A 15,006-nucleotide genomic window follows, 5' to 3' on the forward strand; every position below is an offset into this window, starting at 1 on the left:
ATCGCCGAATCGCGACATCTACGTCAGGTGCGACGGTTCTCGATGTCCATGCGGAGCTGGCGCAGCAGGTCGACGACCCCCTCGGGGCCCTTCACCACGACGTCGGCGAGCGGGATGAGGGCGCTCTGCTCCTGCGAGGCCGAGCACACACGGAGCGTGGCCAGGCCCTGCCCGCCGAGGTCGGCGATCGCCTCGAAGGCCTCGAGGTCACCGAGGTCGTCGCCGGCGAAGAGGAAGCCGAGGGCGTCGAGATCGGCAGCCAGCTTCTCGACCACCATGCCCTTGTGGGAGCCCGGCGAGCGCACCTCGATCACGTTGCGACCCGGCTCGATGACCATGCCGTGCTCACCCGCGAGCGAGCGGAGCGGGGGCAGCAGCCGGTCGAAAGCCGCCTGCGGGTCGGGCAGGCGTCGCGTGTGGACGGCGACCGCGAGGCCCTTGTCCTCGACGTAGGCGTCGGAAGCGCCGGCCAGCCGCAGGGTGCGCGGCAGGTCGCGCTCGAAGGTCGCCAACCCGCGCGGCGGACGAGGCGCGACGATCCGACGGTGCCGCGAGGTCCAGTGCTCGTTGCCGTACTGCCCGTAGAGGTGGAGCTCCTTGCCCGCGAGCGCGATCGCGTCGCCGACCTCCTCGAGACCGCCGAGGTCGAGGGCTTGGCGTGCCGGACGCCCGGTGATCACGGCGATCGCCCCGACGTGGGGAGCGAGCTCGACGAGCACCGCGGCGGCGTCCGGGTGGATGTGGGCCCGGTCGGGGTCGTCGACGATCGGGGCCAAGGTGCCGTCGAAGTCGAGCCCGATGATGGTGCGCTCGGCTACGCGGACCAGGTCCGCGTAGCGATGCTCACCCTCCCGGGACGCGAATTGCACCCTTCCACCCAATCACGAATCTCTGCGTTGCTGGAGAGCGGGAAGGCGAATCGGGCGAGCGGGAAGGCGAATCAGTCGATCGGGCCGGTGAGGATGAGCGTCAGGTTGGTCGTGCTCATCGCGGGGTCGGCCGGCACGAGCCGCTGGACGCCGAGGTCGAGCGCGAGCTTCTGCGCGGCGTCACGCATCCCTGCCGGGAAGTAGACGGTGGTCGCCGGGATCGTGCCGTACCAGTTGTCAGCGGCGACGGCCTGCCAGCCGATCTCGCCGACCTTGGTCAGCACCTCGCTGGCCAGGCCGCTGATCGTGGTGTTGTTGAAGACGACGACGCCGTAGTCGGCGCGCTCGACCGGCTCCTTGGTCTTCTTCGGCTCCTCGGGCGTCTCGCTCGTCGTGGGCTCGTCGGTCGCGGTCTCGTCGTCGTCGGACGGCGTCTGGGTCGGCGGCTCGCTCGTCTCGTCGGTCTCCTCACCGGAGGACGAGGAGGGATCCGAGGACGACGAGGTGGGCGCGGAGGTGACCTCGCGCTCCTTCGGCTCGTCGTCACGGGTGCTGACGAAGGCGACCGCCGCGACGACGATGGCGACGATGCTCAGCCACACGACAGGAGTGGGGAGCACGGCGCCGCGCTGGTCACGGCGGCGGGAACGACTGGTCTGGTCGGGGGAAGGACGACCATTCATGGGTAAGACCTTTCAGACCTCGAAGCCGAGGCGACGAGCAGAGCGCTGGCGCTGGCGCTGGGAGCGCAGTCGGCGCAGGCGACGGACGAGCAGCGGGTCGGAGGCGAGCGCCTCGGGACGGTCGATGAGGGCGTTGAGGACCTGGTAGTAGCGCGTGGAGCTCATGTCGAACTTCTCGCGGACAGCGGTCTCCTTGGCGCCGGCGTATTTCCACCACTGGCGCTCGAACTCGAGGATCTCGCGGTCGCGGTCGCTGAGGTCGCCCGTGCCGAAGGCCGCGGCCGACTCGGCAGTGGTGCTCCGCTGCGGTTCCATGCGCATGTCCCCCGGGCTGTTTCGACGATGATCCGACCCCCACTGTAGACGGCGAATCACATCAATGTCATTCGGACCGCCGACGTGTTGCAGGTGTGATCAGTGATCATCCTGAGGCGCGCAGGAAGCGGATGACGGCCAGCACTCGCCGGTGGGCGGCGTCGTCGTCAGGCGAGAGGTCGAGCTTGGCGAAGATCCGTTGGGTGTGTTTCTCGACCGCGCCGAGGGTGACGGTCATCGCTTCCGCGATCGCCGCGTTGGACCGCCCCTCCGCCATCAGCTCCATGACATCGCGCTCGCGGGGGGTGAGCCGCAGCAGCGGATCACGCCGCCGCGCCATCAGCTGGCGCACGACGACCGGGTCGAGCACGCTGCCGCCGGCGGCGACGGTCGCGACCGTCGTCAGGAAGTCCGCCACCTGGGTGACCCGGTCCTTGAGCAGGTAGCCGATCCCGGCCTCGCCCGTCGCGAGGAGATCGTCGGCGTAGGAGACCTCGACGTACTGCGACAGCACGAGCAGGCGCGCGGCCGGCCACTGTCGCCGTACCTCGACGGCGGCACGGAGGCCTTCGTCGGTGTGCGTCGGCGGCATCCGCACGTCCACCACCAGCAGATCGGGCCGCTCGGCGAGAGCAGCCTCCACGAAGGAGGGTCCGTCCCCGACCGCGGCGACGACGTCGTGCCCGGCCTCGGCGAGGAGCAGCTGGAGCCCCTCGCGCAACAGCACCGAGTCGTCGGCGAGCACGATCTTCATCGACACAGCCTCATCGACACAGCCTCACCCGTGCAGCTTCACGCAAGCGGGACCTCGGCGCGGACCCGGGTCGGCCCGCCGTCGGGCGAGGCGACCTCCAAGGTGCCCTCGACACCGGCGAGTCGCTCACGAAGACCGTCGAGGCCGCGCCCCGCGGCCACCCGCGCGCCGCCGCGGCCGTCGTCGTCGACGGTCACGACGAGCCGACCCTCCTCGACCCCGAGCCCGACATCGGCGCGGGTCGCGGCGCTGTGCTTGGCGATGTTGGTGAGTGCCTCGGCGACGACGAAGTAGGCCGCGGTCTCGGCCGCCTGCGGCAGCTCGGGTACGTCGACGGCGACCCGCACGGGGATCGACTGCCCCGCGGCCATCTCCCGGACCGCCACGGCGAGGCCGCGGTCGACGAGCAGCGGCGGGGCGATGCCGCGGGAGAGAGCACGCAGCTCCTCGACGGTCTCCTGGGTCTGGGAGAGCGCAGCATCGATGGTCGCAGCGGCCAGCTCGGGGTCGTCGGCGAGCTGCATGCGGGCTCGACCCAGGTCCATGCCGAGCCGGATCAGCCGTTGCTGGGGACCGTCGTGGATGTCGCGCTCGAGCCGACGCAGCGACTGCGCCTCGGCCCGGTGGGCGGAGTCGCGGCTCTCCTCCACCTGCACGACGCGTCCGACCAGCTCGGCGCGGCTGCAGAGCAGTACTCGACTCGTCGCGGCCTGCGCGCCGGCCGCGGCCCGCATCGCGAACGGCAAGGTGAACAGCGCGAAGAGGCCGATCCCGGTCTGCAGCAAGACGTCCGCCGATCGCGAGTCGCCCCACCCGATCAGCTGCGCGAGGGAGGTGTTGTCAGGGCCGCGCGGGATGAAGCGCTCCCAGAACCAGTAGGTGAGTCCGCCGAGCGTCGTCGACCACCAGGCGACCGCGAGCGAGAAGGCGAACGTGCCACTGACGAGCGTCACGATCGACCACAGCACGTCGAGCCAGGACTGCACGTCGCGCAGCGGGGTCAGGACCTTGCGCACCCAGCCGTCGGTCGGCCGCGCCCGCAGGTAGGAGGAGGTCGGCAGGGGGCGATCGCTCACCCACCGCAGCCGCAGCCGCTCCACATGTGCGAAGCCGCGGGCGACGTAGGCGGTGGCGACGAGGACCACCAGTCCGACCCCGGCCACCACGACCGTGCCGAGACCGAGCGCGACGCCGGTCACGGCGAGCGCGAACGCCGGCAGCGCGAGGACGAAGGCCGTCACGCTGTAGACGCTGTCGAGCAGCACCCGGCGGGGGAAGGTCGGACGAGCCACGTCAACCACGGGCATCAGCATCGTCTGTGTCATGGATCCAACGCTAGGAAGGGGGCCGGCGTGCCACTATCCGGCTAGCCCGACAGTTCGGGGACCAGCGCGCCAGTACCTTGTCCCCGGGGAGGACAGCAAGCTGCAGCGGAAAGGTGTCCCATGGCAGGGCCACTCGGTCGGATCACGCGTCACACCCAGAACCTCCTCGAGGTCGCCCGCTACGGCGGCCTGCGCACCGGCGAGCTCCCCTCGGAGTTCGAGATCGCCGACCGCGGGGTGCACCACCGGCTGCGCCGCTACGTCACCGATCTCCCCGCCGACGCCCCCGCGATCGTGCTCGTGCCACCGCTGATGGTGAGCTCCGAGGTCTTCGACGTCTCGCCCCAGGCCAGCGCGGTCCGCACCCTCGCGGCCGGTGGCGTGCAGCCGTGGGTCGTCGACTTCGGCTCCCCCGAGCACGAGCCCGGCGGCCTGGACCGCACGATCGAGGACCACGTCCTCGCCGTCGACCAGGCGGTCGACTTCGTCCGCAAGGAGACCGGGCGCCCGGTCCACCTCGCGGGCTACTCGCAGGGCGGCATGTTTTGCTACCAGGTCGCGGCCTACCGGCGCAGCAAGGACATCGCCAGCATCACCGTCTACGGCTCGCCGGTCGACATGCACGGCAGCACCCCGTTCAAGGTCCCCGCGCCGGTGGCGCAGACGGGCGCCCGACTTCTCAGCGGTACGGCGAACCGCTACTCGCTCCCCGGCTGGATGACCCGCACCGGCTTCCGCGCGCTCGACCCGATCGGTGCCGTGACCGGGCAGATCTCGTTCCTGTGGGCGCTCCACGACCGCGAGGCCCTGCTGCCGCGCGAGGGCCAGCGCCAGTTCCTCATGCGCGATGGCTGGGTGGCGTTCCCGGGCCCCTCGCTCGCCTACGTGCTCGAGCAGTTCGTCCTGCACAACCGGATGCTGTCCGGCGGGTTCTCCGTCGCCGGTCGGGCGGTGTCGCTGGCCGACATCGACGTGCCGGTCCTGACCATCGTCGGCGAGGTCGACGAGATCGCACCCGCCGCCACCGTCCGCGCGATCCGTCAGGCGGCGCCGCGGGCCGAGGTCTACGAGCTCAGCATGCGCGCGGGCCACTTCGGCCTGGTGGTCGGGTCGGCCGCCATCGCCCGCACCTGGCCGGCGACCGCGGCGTGGGTCAAGTGGCGCGAAGGCCAAGGCGAGCTCCCCGAGGAGGCCGTCGCCGTACCCGAGACCGAAGCGTCCCCCGCACCGCGCGAGCGGCTCGAGCACAACCTGGAGCTGGCCGGCAGCATCGCCGAGCTGACCGCACGCCGGATCGCCGAGGAGGCGGCCCACCCGGTCCGCCGGATCCAGCGCCTCTTCACGCCCGCGGCCCAGATCCCCCGCGTGGCGCGCGCCGTCGGCCTGCGCGGCAGCACCCACGAGTCATTGGCCACGGTGTTCGACCGCCGGGCCGCGCACGCGTCGGAGACCGTCGGCTTCCTCTTCGAGGGCCTCGTCTACGACTACGGCGTCATCAACGACCGCGTCGACCGGATCGTCCGCGGCCTGATCATCGACGGCGTCGAGCCGGGCGACCGGGTCGGAGTGCTCATGGCGACCCGACCCACGGCGCTCGCGCTGATCGTCGCCCTCAACCGCATCGGCGCGGTCGCCGTACTGCTGCGGCCCGACGGCGACTCCGCCCGCGAGGCCGCGCTCGGCGAGGTCAGCCGGGTCTACACCGACCCGGCCCACGAGGCGCTCCGGCCCGCCGGCATCCCCGGCAAGGCCTTCATCCTGCGCGGCGGCGCGGAGTCGGCCGACGGGGTCAACGACCTCGAGGTCAAGGAGCAGGACGCACCGCCGCTGCCGAAGTGGTACCGCCGCAACCCCGGCCGCGCCGACGACCTCGCCTTCGTCTTCTTCACCGGTCACCGCGCGCGCACCCGGATGGTGCGGGTGACCAACGGCCGCTGGGCGCTCACCGCCTACGGCACGGCGTCCTCCGCCCAGCTCTCCGACCGCGACACCTTGTTCTCGGTGAGCCCGTTGCACCACCCCGCCGGTCTGCTCACCGCGATCGGCGGCGCGATCGTCGGCGGATCGCGGATCGCGATGCTCAGCGACCTCGAGCCGGAGACCTTCTGGGCCGAGGCGCGGAGGTACGGCGTCACGGCGGTCTCCTACACGTGGACCCAGCTCAACGCACTCGTGGAGGCCGCACCCAACCCGGCCGAGCGCGACCACACCATCCGGCTGTTCTTCGGCTCCGGCCTCCCGCGCGGTCTCTGGCGTCGGGTCACCGAGCGGTTCGCCCCGGCCGGCGTCCTGGAGATGTGGGGCTCCAGCGAGATCGGCGCGATCATGGGCAACGTCTCCGGCACCAAGATCGGTGCCGTGGGCCGCCCGCTCCCCGGCTCGGCCAAGATCCGCCTCGCGCGTTTCGACCTGGAGACCGGCGAGATCGCCCGCGACGCCTCGGGCTTCGCGATCCCCGCCGCGGCCGGCGAGCTCGGCCTGCTCATGGCCAGCGACAAGGCCACGGTCCGCGACCTCGACGCGCAGACCGACGTGTTCGCGCCAGGCGACAGCTGGCACGCGACTGCCAGCCTGTTCCGTCGCGACGCCGACGGCGACTACTGGCTGGAGGGGGTCGTGGAGGAGATCATCCAGACCGTGGCCGGCCCCGTGCTGCCCGCACCGGTCGGCGCGGTCTTCGAGGAGCTGCCCAACGTCACCTCGGCCGTCGCCTATCCGCTCACCGACGCGAGCGGCACCGACGTGGTCGTCGTGGCGCTCTCGGCGCGCAAAGACGTCGGAGCCGCGGCGCTGACCGCCGCCGCCTGGCGGCTCCCCGCACAGACCCGGCCCGCGATCGTCCACCTCGTCGACGAGATGCCGCTGTCGAGCGCCGGCCGACCCGCCGGCACGGTGATCCGCTCGGCCGGTGTCACCGGACCGGCCTGGCGTTACGACCCGAAGCGTGACGAGTACCGACCGATGACGAAGGCGGCGCTCGCGAAGCTGGCGGCGACTCCCCCGGCGTAGCGAGCGAGGCGGCTGCACCCGGGCGTACTAGGGTCGAGGGCGTGGCCCACGACCTCGTGATCGTTGCCAACCGGCTCCCGGTGGACCGGGTCACCCTGCCCTCGGGCAGGACGGTCTGGCGCAAGTCCCCCGGCGGGCTCGTCGCCGCGATCGAACCCGTCATGCGCACGCACGGCGGCGGCGTCTGGATCGGGTGGGCCGGTGGCACCGGCCAGAAGCTCAAGCCGTTCCAGGACGAGGGCCTCTCGCTGGTGCCGATGGCGATGTCGCAGGACGAGATCGCCGGCCACTACGAGGGCTTCTCCAACGCCACCCTGTGGCCGCTCTACCACGACGTCGTCGCCAAGCCGGAGTTCCACCGGGAGTGGTGGGACGAGTACGTCCAGGTCAACCAGCGCTTCGCCGAGAAGGCCGCCGAGATGGCAGCTCGGAAGGGCACGGTCTGGGTCCACGACTACCAGCTCCAGCTGGTGCCGCAGATGTTGCGCGAGCTGCGACCCGACCTGCGCATCGGCTTCTACCTGCACATCCCCTTCCCGCCGGCCGAGCTCTTCCAGCAGCTGCCGTGGCGCCGCCAGATCCTCGAGGGGCTGCTCGGGGCCGACCTGATCGGCTTCCAGCTGCCCGAGGCCGCGGGCAACTTCGTGCGCCTGGTGCGCCAGCGGGTGGGGCACAAGACCCACCGCGACCTCGTCTACCTGCCCGACGGCCGCACCGTCCGCGCCGCCGCCTTCCCGATCTCGATCGACTCCGCCGGGTTCGAGGAGCTCGCCCGGTCCGAGCACGTCGTCGAACGCGCCAAGGAGCTGCGCGAGGCGCTGGGCAACCCGCGCCGGATCTTCCTCGGCATCGACCGGCTCGACTACACCAAGGGCATCTACGCGCGACTGCGCGCCTTCAGCGAACTGATGCGCGACGGCCACCTCGACGTCGAGGACGCCGTCTTCGTGCAGGTCGCCGTACCTTCGCGCGAGCAGGTCGAGCAGTACCGCCTGCTCCGCGACGACATCGAGCGGCTGGTCGGCCGCATCAACGGCGACCTCGGCCGGATCGGGCGACCGGCGATCAGCTACCTCCACACCTCCTTCCCCCGTGATGAGATGGCCGCGCTCTACCGCGCCGCCGACGTCATGGTCGTCACCCCCTACCGCGACGGCATGAACCTGGTCGCCAAGGAGTACGTCGCCTGCCGGGTCGAGGACGACGGCGCCCTCGTCCTCTCGGAGTTCGCCGGCGCGGCCGACGAGCTCAAGCAGGCCTGGCTGGTCAACCCCTACGACATCAACGGGATGAAGGCCGCGCTGCTCGAGGCCTTCGCGGCCGAGCCGAAGGAGCTCGCGCGCCGGATGCGGGCCATGCGCAAGACCATCAGCCAGCACGACGTGCGGGCGTGGGCGGCCAGCTTCATGACCGAGCTCGAGGACGTCGTACCGCACACCAAGCACCCGCGGCCGCTTCGCCGAACCTGAGGTAATTTTCGCCCATGGATCTGATCCCCAAGCCTGATCAGGTCGTGTCTGCGGCCAGCAACGTCGCGCACAAGGTGCTCTACGGCGGCCTCGCCGACCTGCGCCCGATGCCGCGCACCCTGATCGACGACGGGACCCTCCGCGAGGTCTACCACTACCGGCCCTCGGGGACGGTCAAGGAGACCGGCGACCCGGTGCTGCTGGTGACGCCGCTCGCCGCACCCGCGATCTGCTACGACTTGCGCCGCGGCTGCTCGCTCGTGGAGCACTTCGTGACCGGTGGGCGGCCGACGTACCTCCTGGAGTACGGCGAGGTCTCCTTCAAGAACCGCAACCTCGGCATGGAGCACTGGATCGACGAGGTCGTCCCGACCGCGATCCGCGAGGTCTCCGCCCACGCCGGCGGACGTCCGGTCCATGTCATCGGGTGGAGCCTGGGCGGCATCTTCAGCCTGCTCGCCTCGGCCGACAGCCCCGACCTGCCGATCGCCTCGCTGACCGCGGTCGGCTCGCCGATCGACGTGGCGCAGGTCCCGCTGGTGGCGCCGCTGCGGCCGCTGCTCAACTGGGTCAACGGCAAGGGCCCGATCACCAAGGGCTACCAGCTGCTCGGCGGAGCGCCGAAGCCGCTGGTGAAGTGGGCCTTCCAGCTCTCGTCGTTCCAGAAGCTCGTGACCAAGCCGCTCGCGCTCGCCAGCCACATCGACGACACCGAGTTCCTCGCCCAGATCGAGGCGGTCGACCGGTTCACGGCCAACATGATCGCCTACCCGGGCCGCACCTTCGGGCAGCTCTACCACCGCTTCGCGAAGGGCAATCAGCTCGCGACGGGCGAGTTCGACCTCGACGACCGGACCATCCAGCTCGCCGACATCAAGGCCCCGGTTCTCGTCTTCGCCGGCTCGGTCGACGGGATCGCGCCCGTCGGCGCCGTGAAGGCGGTCGTGCCGTTGCTCAAGGGCTCGCCCGAGGTGCGCTTCGAGATCGTCCCGGGCGGCCACCTCGGCATGCTCACCGGTCGTGCCGCGCGCAAGACCACCTGGGTGGTGATGGACGAGTGGATCAACCAGTGGTCCACCGCCGCCGAGGAGCCGTCGGCCAAGAAGGAGGCCGCCAAGGCGGCCGCTTCGGCCATCGGCACCAACCGCACCCGCCGGCACAGCTCGTCGGCGTCGCGCGCGCTGAAGAAGTAGTCGCGTCCTCAGCCGCGCGGGTGCGCGAGGGGGGTCCCAACACTCGCGGCCAAGGGCCTAGTCATTTGTGACTAGGACATCGGCCCGCACAGCCGATCCGTGGCACCCCGCCGCCCTCCTAGAGTTCTACTTACCGACGCGGGTCAGGGAGACCACCTGGAGGGAGCCCACCAGGCAGGCACTTCTGTGCCGCCGGTGGTCCAGCGAATTTCTTCCTGGCCCGTGTCGGAACTAGCTGTTTGAAGGCGCCCCTGGGAGGGAGAGGGGCGCCTTCGCAGCCATTTTTGGCGGCCTTACGCCAGCAGGTCCTGGTAGTCCGGGTGCTTGCCGATCCAGCCCTTGATGAACGGGCACGTGTCGATGACCTTCAGCCCGTCGGCCCGGGTCTGGTCGAGCGCGGCGCGCGCGAGCTTGCCGCCGATGCCCTGGCCCTCGAAGCCGTCGTGGATCTCAGTGTGGAAGAACTCCCGGACGCCGGGCGTCTCCTTGTACTGGGTGAAGCCGGCCAGTGCGCCGTCCACGTGGATGTCGAAGCGGTGGCGCTCGACGTTGTTGGTCACCTCGGTGCCCTGAGACTCGGTCATGGGGCGAGCCTAGGAGAAGTCCTGTGAGCGGAGTGGCGAGAATGGCGCCGTGAGCGCGCTGGCGGGACTGGTCGACAAGGGACTGATGGCTCCGGACTGGGCGGAGGCGCTGGCCCCGGTCGACGACCGGGTCGCCGCGATGGGCGACTTCCTCCGCGCCGAGCTGGCCGCTGGCCGCACCTACCTGCCGGCCGGCGAGCACGTCTTCCGGGCGTTCCGGCGGCCGCTGTCCGACGTACGCGTGCTGATCGTCGGGCAGGACCCGTACCCGACGCCGGGGCACCCGATCGGACTCTGCTTCGCCGTCGACGCGCACGTGCGGCCGATCCCCCGCAGCCTCACCAACATCTACCAGGAGCTCGCCAATGACGTCGGCTTCACGCCGCCGCCGCACGGCGACCTGACCGCCTGGACCGAGCAGGGCGTGATGCTCCTCAACCGCGTGCTCACCGTGCAGCCCGGCGTCTCCGACGCGCACAAGGGCAAGGGTTGGGAGCACGTCACCGCCTGCGCGATCGAGGCCTTGGTACGGCGCGCGGAGGCCGGCGCTCCGATCGCCGCCATCCTCTGGGGCAACGCGGCGCGGACCTTGAAGGCACACCTGGGGCCGATCCCCGCCGTCGAGTCGGCGCACCCCTCACCGCTGTCGGCGAGCCGCGGGTTCTTCGGCTCCCGGCCCTTCAGCCGGGTCAACCAGCTCCTCGCCGAGCGAGGTGGCGCCCCGGTGGACTGGTCACTCCCGCTCAGCCCGGAATAAAGTTGAAGTCTCAACTAGTTAACGGAGCATGACTGCACTCGACGTCACCGGACGGATGCCGGCCCTCTACATCGGCCACGGCGCGCCGCCGCTCCTAGACGACCCGACCTGGTCCGGGGAGCTCGCCGCCTGGGCGAAGGACCTCCCCCGCCCCAAGGCGATCTTGATCATCAGCGCCCACTGGGAGCTCGCGCCGGTGTCCTTGAGCGCGAGCGGCGCGGAGCTCGTCTACGACTTCGGCGGGTTCGACCCGAAGTACTACCGGATGACCTACCGCACGCCCGACACGACAGCCTTCGCAGACAAGATCGCCAAGCTGATGCCGGACACCGAGCCGGTCCACCAGCACACCTCGCGCGGTCTCGACCACGGCGCGTGGGTGCCGCTGCGGATCATGTATCCCGAGGCCGACATCCCGGTGCTGCAGATGTCACTCCCGACCCACGACCCCGAGCGCCTGCTCAAGCTGGGCGAGCGACTCCGCCCGCTCCGCGACGAGGGTGTCCTCATCATCGGGTCGGGCTTCCTGACCCACGGCCTGCCCTTCCTGACCGAGTGGCGCATCGACGCCAAGGTGCCGACCTGGTCCGCCGACTTCGACGCCTGGGCCGGCGAGGCACTGGCGCGCGGCGACGTGGACGAGCTGGCGTCGTACCGCTCGAAGGCGCCGGGCATGCCCTACGCCCACCCCACGGTCGAGCACTACAGCCCGCTCTTCGTGACGCTGGGCGCGGCGAGCGACCCGAGCGCGCCCGGCGCACAGGTCATCGACGGGTTCTGGATGGGCCTGTCGAAGCGGTCGCTGCAGGTCGCCTGACCGCAGGGGCGTCAGCGCACCCGCAGCTTCCGCATCAGCTTGAGCGACGACACCATCTGCTTGACGTAGGCGTCGTAGTCCTGGCCCGGACGGGCACCCAGGACCTGCTTCTTGAGCACCGCGACGTTCTTGACGTCGGTGTACTTCAGCAGACCCTGGTCACCGTGCCGCGCGCCGACGCCGGACAGCTTGACGCCACCCGACGGCGTGCCCTTGGAGGCGTACGCCGTCGCGAGCGCGTCGTTGATGTTGACGTTGCCGGAGTCGATCTGGGCGGCCACGCCCTCGGCGCGCTCGATGTCGCCGCTCCAGACCGAGGCGTTGAGGCCGTAGTCGGTGTCGTTGGCGAGCCGGATGGCCTCGTCGACCGTGTGGTAGCGGTAGAGGCCCACAACCGGACCGAAGGTCTCGGTCTTCCCCGCGAGCATGTCCTTGGTGACACCCTCGAGGACGGTGGGCTCGAAGAAGGCCGGGCCGATGTCGGACCGGGCCTTGCCACCCGTCAGCACGGTGGCACCCTTCGCAATCGCGTCGTCGACGTGGGACGCCACGCGGTCGCGGTGCTCGGGCGAGACCAGGCTGCCGATCTCGGGATCGAAGTCGTAGGAGGCGCCGATGCGCAGGTTGGCGGCGCGCTGGACGAAGGCGTCCTTCAGCTCGTCGTAGCGGCTGTCGGGCAGGTAGATCCGCTCGATGTGCATGCAGATCTGGCCGGTGTTGCCGAAGACGCCGAACGCCGCGCTCTCGACCCAGTCGTCGACCTTGACGTCATCGAGGACGATCATCGGGTTCTTGCCGCCGAGCTCGAGGCAGCAGCCGATCAGGTTGCGACCAGCCCGCTCGCCGATGACCCGGCCGGTCGCCGTCGAACCGGTGAACATGACGTAGTCGGCGTTGTCGATCAGGGTCGGGCCGACGTCGGGGCCTTCACCGCAGACGACCTGGAAGAGGCCCTTCGGGAGACCCGCCTCCTCGAGCAGGCTGATGCCGTAGAGCGGGCTCAGCGCCGTCTTGTTGTCGGGCTTCACGACCACCGCGTTGCCGGCCATCAGCGCCGGGATGGCGTCGGAGAGACCGGTCGCGAAGGGGAAGTTCCAGGGCGCGATGATGCCGATGACGCCCTTGGGCACGTGGACCTCGGTCGACGAGGACAGCATCGGGATCGGGCCACCGCGCTTGATCGGCTTGAGCAGCTTCGCCGCGCGCTTGAGGTAGTGGCTGATGATCATCGGCGGGTCGCAGGTCTCCTCGACCGCCATCCGCCGGTTCTTGCCGCTCTCGGCCTGGATCAGGTCGGTCGTGGTCAGCGCGTTGTCGAGCAGCAGGGTGTGCGCCCGCTCGAAGACTTCGAGCCGCTTCTTGACCGGCCACTTCGCCCACAGCGCCTGGGCCTGGCGGGCCTCGGCGAAGGCGGCCTCGATGTCCTCGGGCGTCGACTGGGGCAGCTCCACGAGCAGCTCGCCCGTGTAGACCTCGGTCAGCTTCCACGTCGCACCCGACGAACCGGGGACCCGCTTGACGAGGGCCTCCAGGAAGTCGTCGGTGAGGCCGGCGGGCCGGGTCGTCGTCATCACTGACCGCCCAGGATGATCTCGGCGGCCTTCTCGCCGATCATGTAGCACGGAGCGTTGGTGTTGCCGCCGGTGATCGACGGCATGATCGAGGCGTCCGCGACGCGAAGCCCCTCGATGCCGCGGACCTTGAGGTCGGGACCGACGACCGCACGGTCATCGACACCCATCCGGCAGGTGCCGACACCGTGGTAGACCGAGGTCGACCGCATCTTGAGGGCCTCGCGGAGCTCGGCGCCCTTGAGCGCCTGACCCGGGTGGATCTCCTCCTTGACCCCGCCACCGAACGCGGCGCTGGCCATGATCTCGCGGATCATCTCGGTGCCCTCGGCGAGGACCTCGATGTCGTCCTTCTCGCGGAAGAAGCCGTAGTCGATGAGGGGCGTCGCCAGCGGGTCGGTCGAGCTCAGTCGGATCGTGCCGCGGCTGCGCGGGTAGATCAGGGTCGAGAAGACGCTGATGCTCGGGCGCGAGTCGACCTCATGGCGGACCGGGGCGTCCTGGTTGGGGGTCGGGTAGGCCCACGGCAGCATGTGCAGCTGCAGGTCCGGCGGGCCGTCGCCGGCGAGCGAGGTGCGCACGAAGCCCACGGACTCGAAGACCGAGTTGGCGAGGAACGAGCCGCCGCGGGTCTTCTCCTTGAGGAGGCCCTTGGCGAAGTAGAACGGCGTGCCCTTGTGCTTGACCGACGGCACGTGGAACGTCAGCGGGTGGAACAGGTGGTCGTGCAGGTTGTCGCCGACCGGGAGCTCCGCGATGGTCTCGATGCCGAGGGTGCTCAGGTGGTCGGCGTGGCCGATGCCGGAGAGCATCAGCAGCTGCGGGCTGCCGATGAAGCCGGCCGCGACGATGACCTCCTTGCCGGCGCGGATGACGCGTCGGCCGGTCTCGGCGTGGCCGTCCTTGCTGAGGTCGGCGACCTCGACGCCGGTGGCGCGGCCGTTCTCGATGATGATCTTGGTGGCCTGGACGCGGGTCTGCACCTCGAGCGTCTGCGGCGCGAGGTGGTGGACGTAGCCGCGGGCCGAGGAGTAGCGCAGGCCGTCGGATGCGTTCTGCTGCATCCGCGAGATGCCCTCCTGCTCCGCACCGTTGTAATCGTCGAGGACCTTCACGCCGAGGGTGTCGGCGGTCGCCTGGATGAACTGGTGCGTGGCGTCCTGCGGGTTCTTGTTGCGGGTGATCTTGATCGGACCACCGGCGCCCCGGAAGTCGTTCTCGCCGTCCTCGAAGTCCTCGTAGCGCTTGAACGCCGGGTTGACCTCGTCGGCACTCCAGCCGGTGTTGCCCTCGGCCGCCCAGGAGTCGTAGTTGGCGCGGTTGCCGCGCACGTAGACCATGCCGTTGACCGAGCTCGAGCCGCCGAGCACCTTCCCGCGCGGGGTCGGCATCTGGCGGCCGTCGAGGCCCTCCTGCGGCACCGAGTAGAAGCCCCAGTCGTTGAGCTTCTTGATCTTCGGCTCCGCGTGCATCGGGCCGATCATCCCGGGGATCTTCGTCAGCATCTGCTCGTCGGACTTGCCCGCCTCGAGCAAGATCACCTTCGCACCCGACTGGGCCAGCCGCGCGGCGACGATCGAGCCGGAGCTCCCGGATCCGACGACGACGTAGTCGGCTTCGTTGCTGCGCGACTCCGTGCGCTTGGCCATGTGTGTGTCCC

General features: G+C 70.5%; 13 protein-coding genes. 5 read left to right on the forward strand and 8 right to left on the reverse strand.

The features are described from left to right. Positions 1-23: 23 nt before the first annotated feature. From otsB to F0U44_RS11575, 5 genes are all read right to left on the reverse strand, one after another. Positions 24-869 carry a trehalose-phosphatase gene (gene otsB / locus F0U44_RS11555; protein ID WP_149728423.1) on the reverse strand — a complete coding sequence of 282 codons (846 nt, stop codon included), beginning with the start codon at positions 867-869 and terminating at the stop codon, positions 24-26. Between the two features lie 71 nt (positions 870-940). After that, positions 941-1,552, reverse strand: coding sequence for a LytR C-terminal domain-containing protein (locus tag F0U44_RS11560; protein ID WP_149728424.1), 612 nt, complete (start codon positions 1,550-1,552; stop codon positions 941-943). Positions 1,553-1,564: 12 nt separating this feature from the next. Beyond that, entirely contained in the window at positions 1,565-1,867 is a 303-nt protein-coding gene (locus tag F0U44_RS11565) for a DUF3263 domain-containing protein (RefSeq protein WP_149728425.1), read from the reverse strand. Positions 1,868-1,973: 106 nt separating this feature from the next. Beyond that, positions 1,974-2,621 carry a response regulator gene (locus F0U44_RS11570; protein ID WP_149728426.1) on the reverse strand — a complete coding sequence of 216 codons (648 nt, stop codon included), beginning with the start codon at positions 2,619-2,621 and terminating at the stop codon, positions 1,974-1,976. 38 nt (positions 2,622-2,659) lie between these two features. Beyond that, positions 2,660-3,946, reverse strand: a complete 1,287-nt coding sequence (locus F0U44_RS11575; protein ID WP_149728427.1) for a sensor histidine kinase — start codon at positions 3,944-3,946, stop codon at positions 2,660-2,662. 120 nt (positions 3,947-4,066) lie between these two features. Here F0U44_RS11575 and F0U44_RS11580 point away from each other — a divergent pair, with 120 nt between their 5' ends. Genes F0U44_RS11580 through F0U44_RS11590 form a run of 3 tightly spaced genes read left to right on the forward strand, consistent with a single transcriptional unit; the run spans position 4,067 to position 9,617 of the window. Then, complete coding sequence (locus F0U44_RS11580; protein WP_149728428.1) at positions 4,067-6,955, forward strand: AMP-binding protein; 2,889 nt, start codon at positions 4,067-4,069, stop codon at positions 6,953-6,955. A 41-nt stretch (positions 6,956-6,996) separates the two neighbouring features. Beyond that, positions 6,997-8,424, forward strand: a complete 1,428-nt coding sequence (locus F0U44_RS11585) for an alpha,alpha-trehalose-phosphate synthase (UDP-forming) (RefSeq protein WP_149728429.1) — start codon at positions 6,997-6,999, stop codon at positions 8,422-8,424. A gap of 14 nt (positions 8,425-8,438) precedes the next feature. Continuing rightward, a complete protein-coding gene (locus F0U44_RS11590; protein WP_149728430.1) occupies positions 8,439-9,617 on the forward strand; it encodes an alpha/beta fold hydrolase in 1,179 nt (392 codons plus the stop codon). Between the two features lie 293 nt (positions 9,618-9,910). On the opposite strand, the gene F0U44_RS11595 is transcribed toward F0U44_RS11590, so the two are convergent. Beyond that, positions 9,911-10,201 (reverse strand): GNAT family N-acetyltransferase, encoded by a 291-nt coding sequence (locus F0U44_RS11595; protein ID WP_149728431.1) that lies wholly within the window; start codon positions 10,199-10,201, stop codon positions 9,911-9,913. Positions 10,202-10,286: 85 nt separating this feature from the next. On the opposite strand from F0U44_RS11595, the gene F0U44_RS11600 reads away from it, so the two are divergent. Further along, the gene (locus F0U44_RS11600; RefSeq protein WP_149729021.1) at positions 10,287-10,958 is read left to right on the forward strand and encodes a uracil-DNA glycosylase; all 672 of its coding nucleotides are present in this window, start codon (positions 10,287-10,289) and stop codon (positions 10,956-10,958) included. A gap of 28 nt (positions 10,959-10,986) precedes the next feature. After that, positions 10,987-11,775 carry a dioxygenase family protein gene (locus F0U44_RS11605; RefSeq protein ID WP_246160426.1) on the forward strand — a complete coding sequence of 263 codons (789 nt, stop codon included), beginning with the start codon at positions 10,987-10,989 and terminating at the stop codon, positions 11,773-11,775. 11 nt (positions 11,776-11,786) lie between these two features. On the opposite strand, the gene F0U44_RS11610 is transcribed toward F0U44_RS11605, so the two are convergent. Together F0U44_RS11610 and F0U44_RS11615 are read right to left on the reverse strand one after the other, a co-directional pair. After that, positions 11,787-13,346, reverse strand: coding sequence for a succinic semialdehyde dehydrogenase (locus F0U44_RS11610; protein ID WP_149728432.1), 1,560 nt, complete (start codon positions 13,344-13,346; stop codon positions 11,787-11,789). Continuing rightward, positions 13,346-14,995, reverse strand: coding sequence for a GMC family oxidoreductase (locus tag F0U44_RS11615; RefSeq protein ID WP_149728433.1), 1,650 nt, complete (start codon positions 14,993-14,995; stop codon positions 13,346-13,348). The genes F0U44_RS11610 and F0U44_RS11615 overlap by 1 nt, the downstream gene beginning before the upstream one ends. Positions 14,996-15,006 lie beyond the last annotated feature (11 nt).

It is taken from the genome of Nocardioides humilatus (assembly GCF_008373755.1).
Lineage (GTDB): Bacteria > Actinomycetota > Actinomycetes > Propionibacteriales > Nocardioidaceae > Nocardioides > Nocardioides humilatus.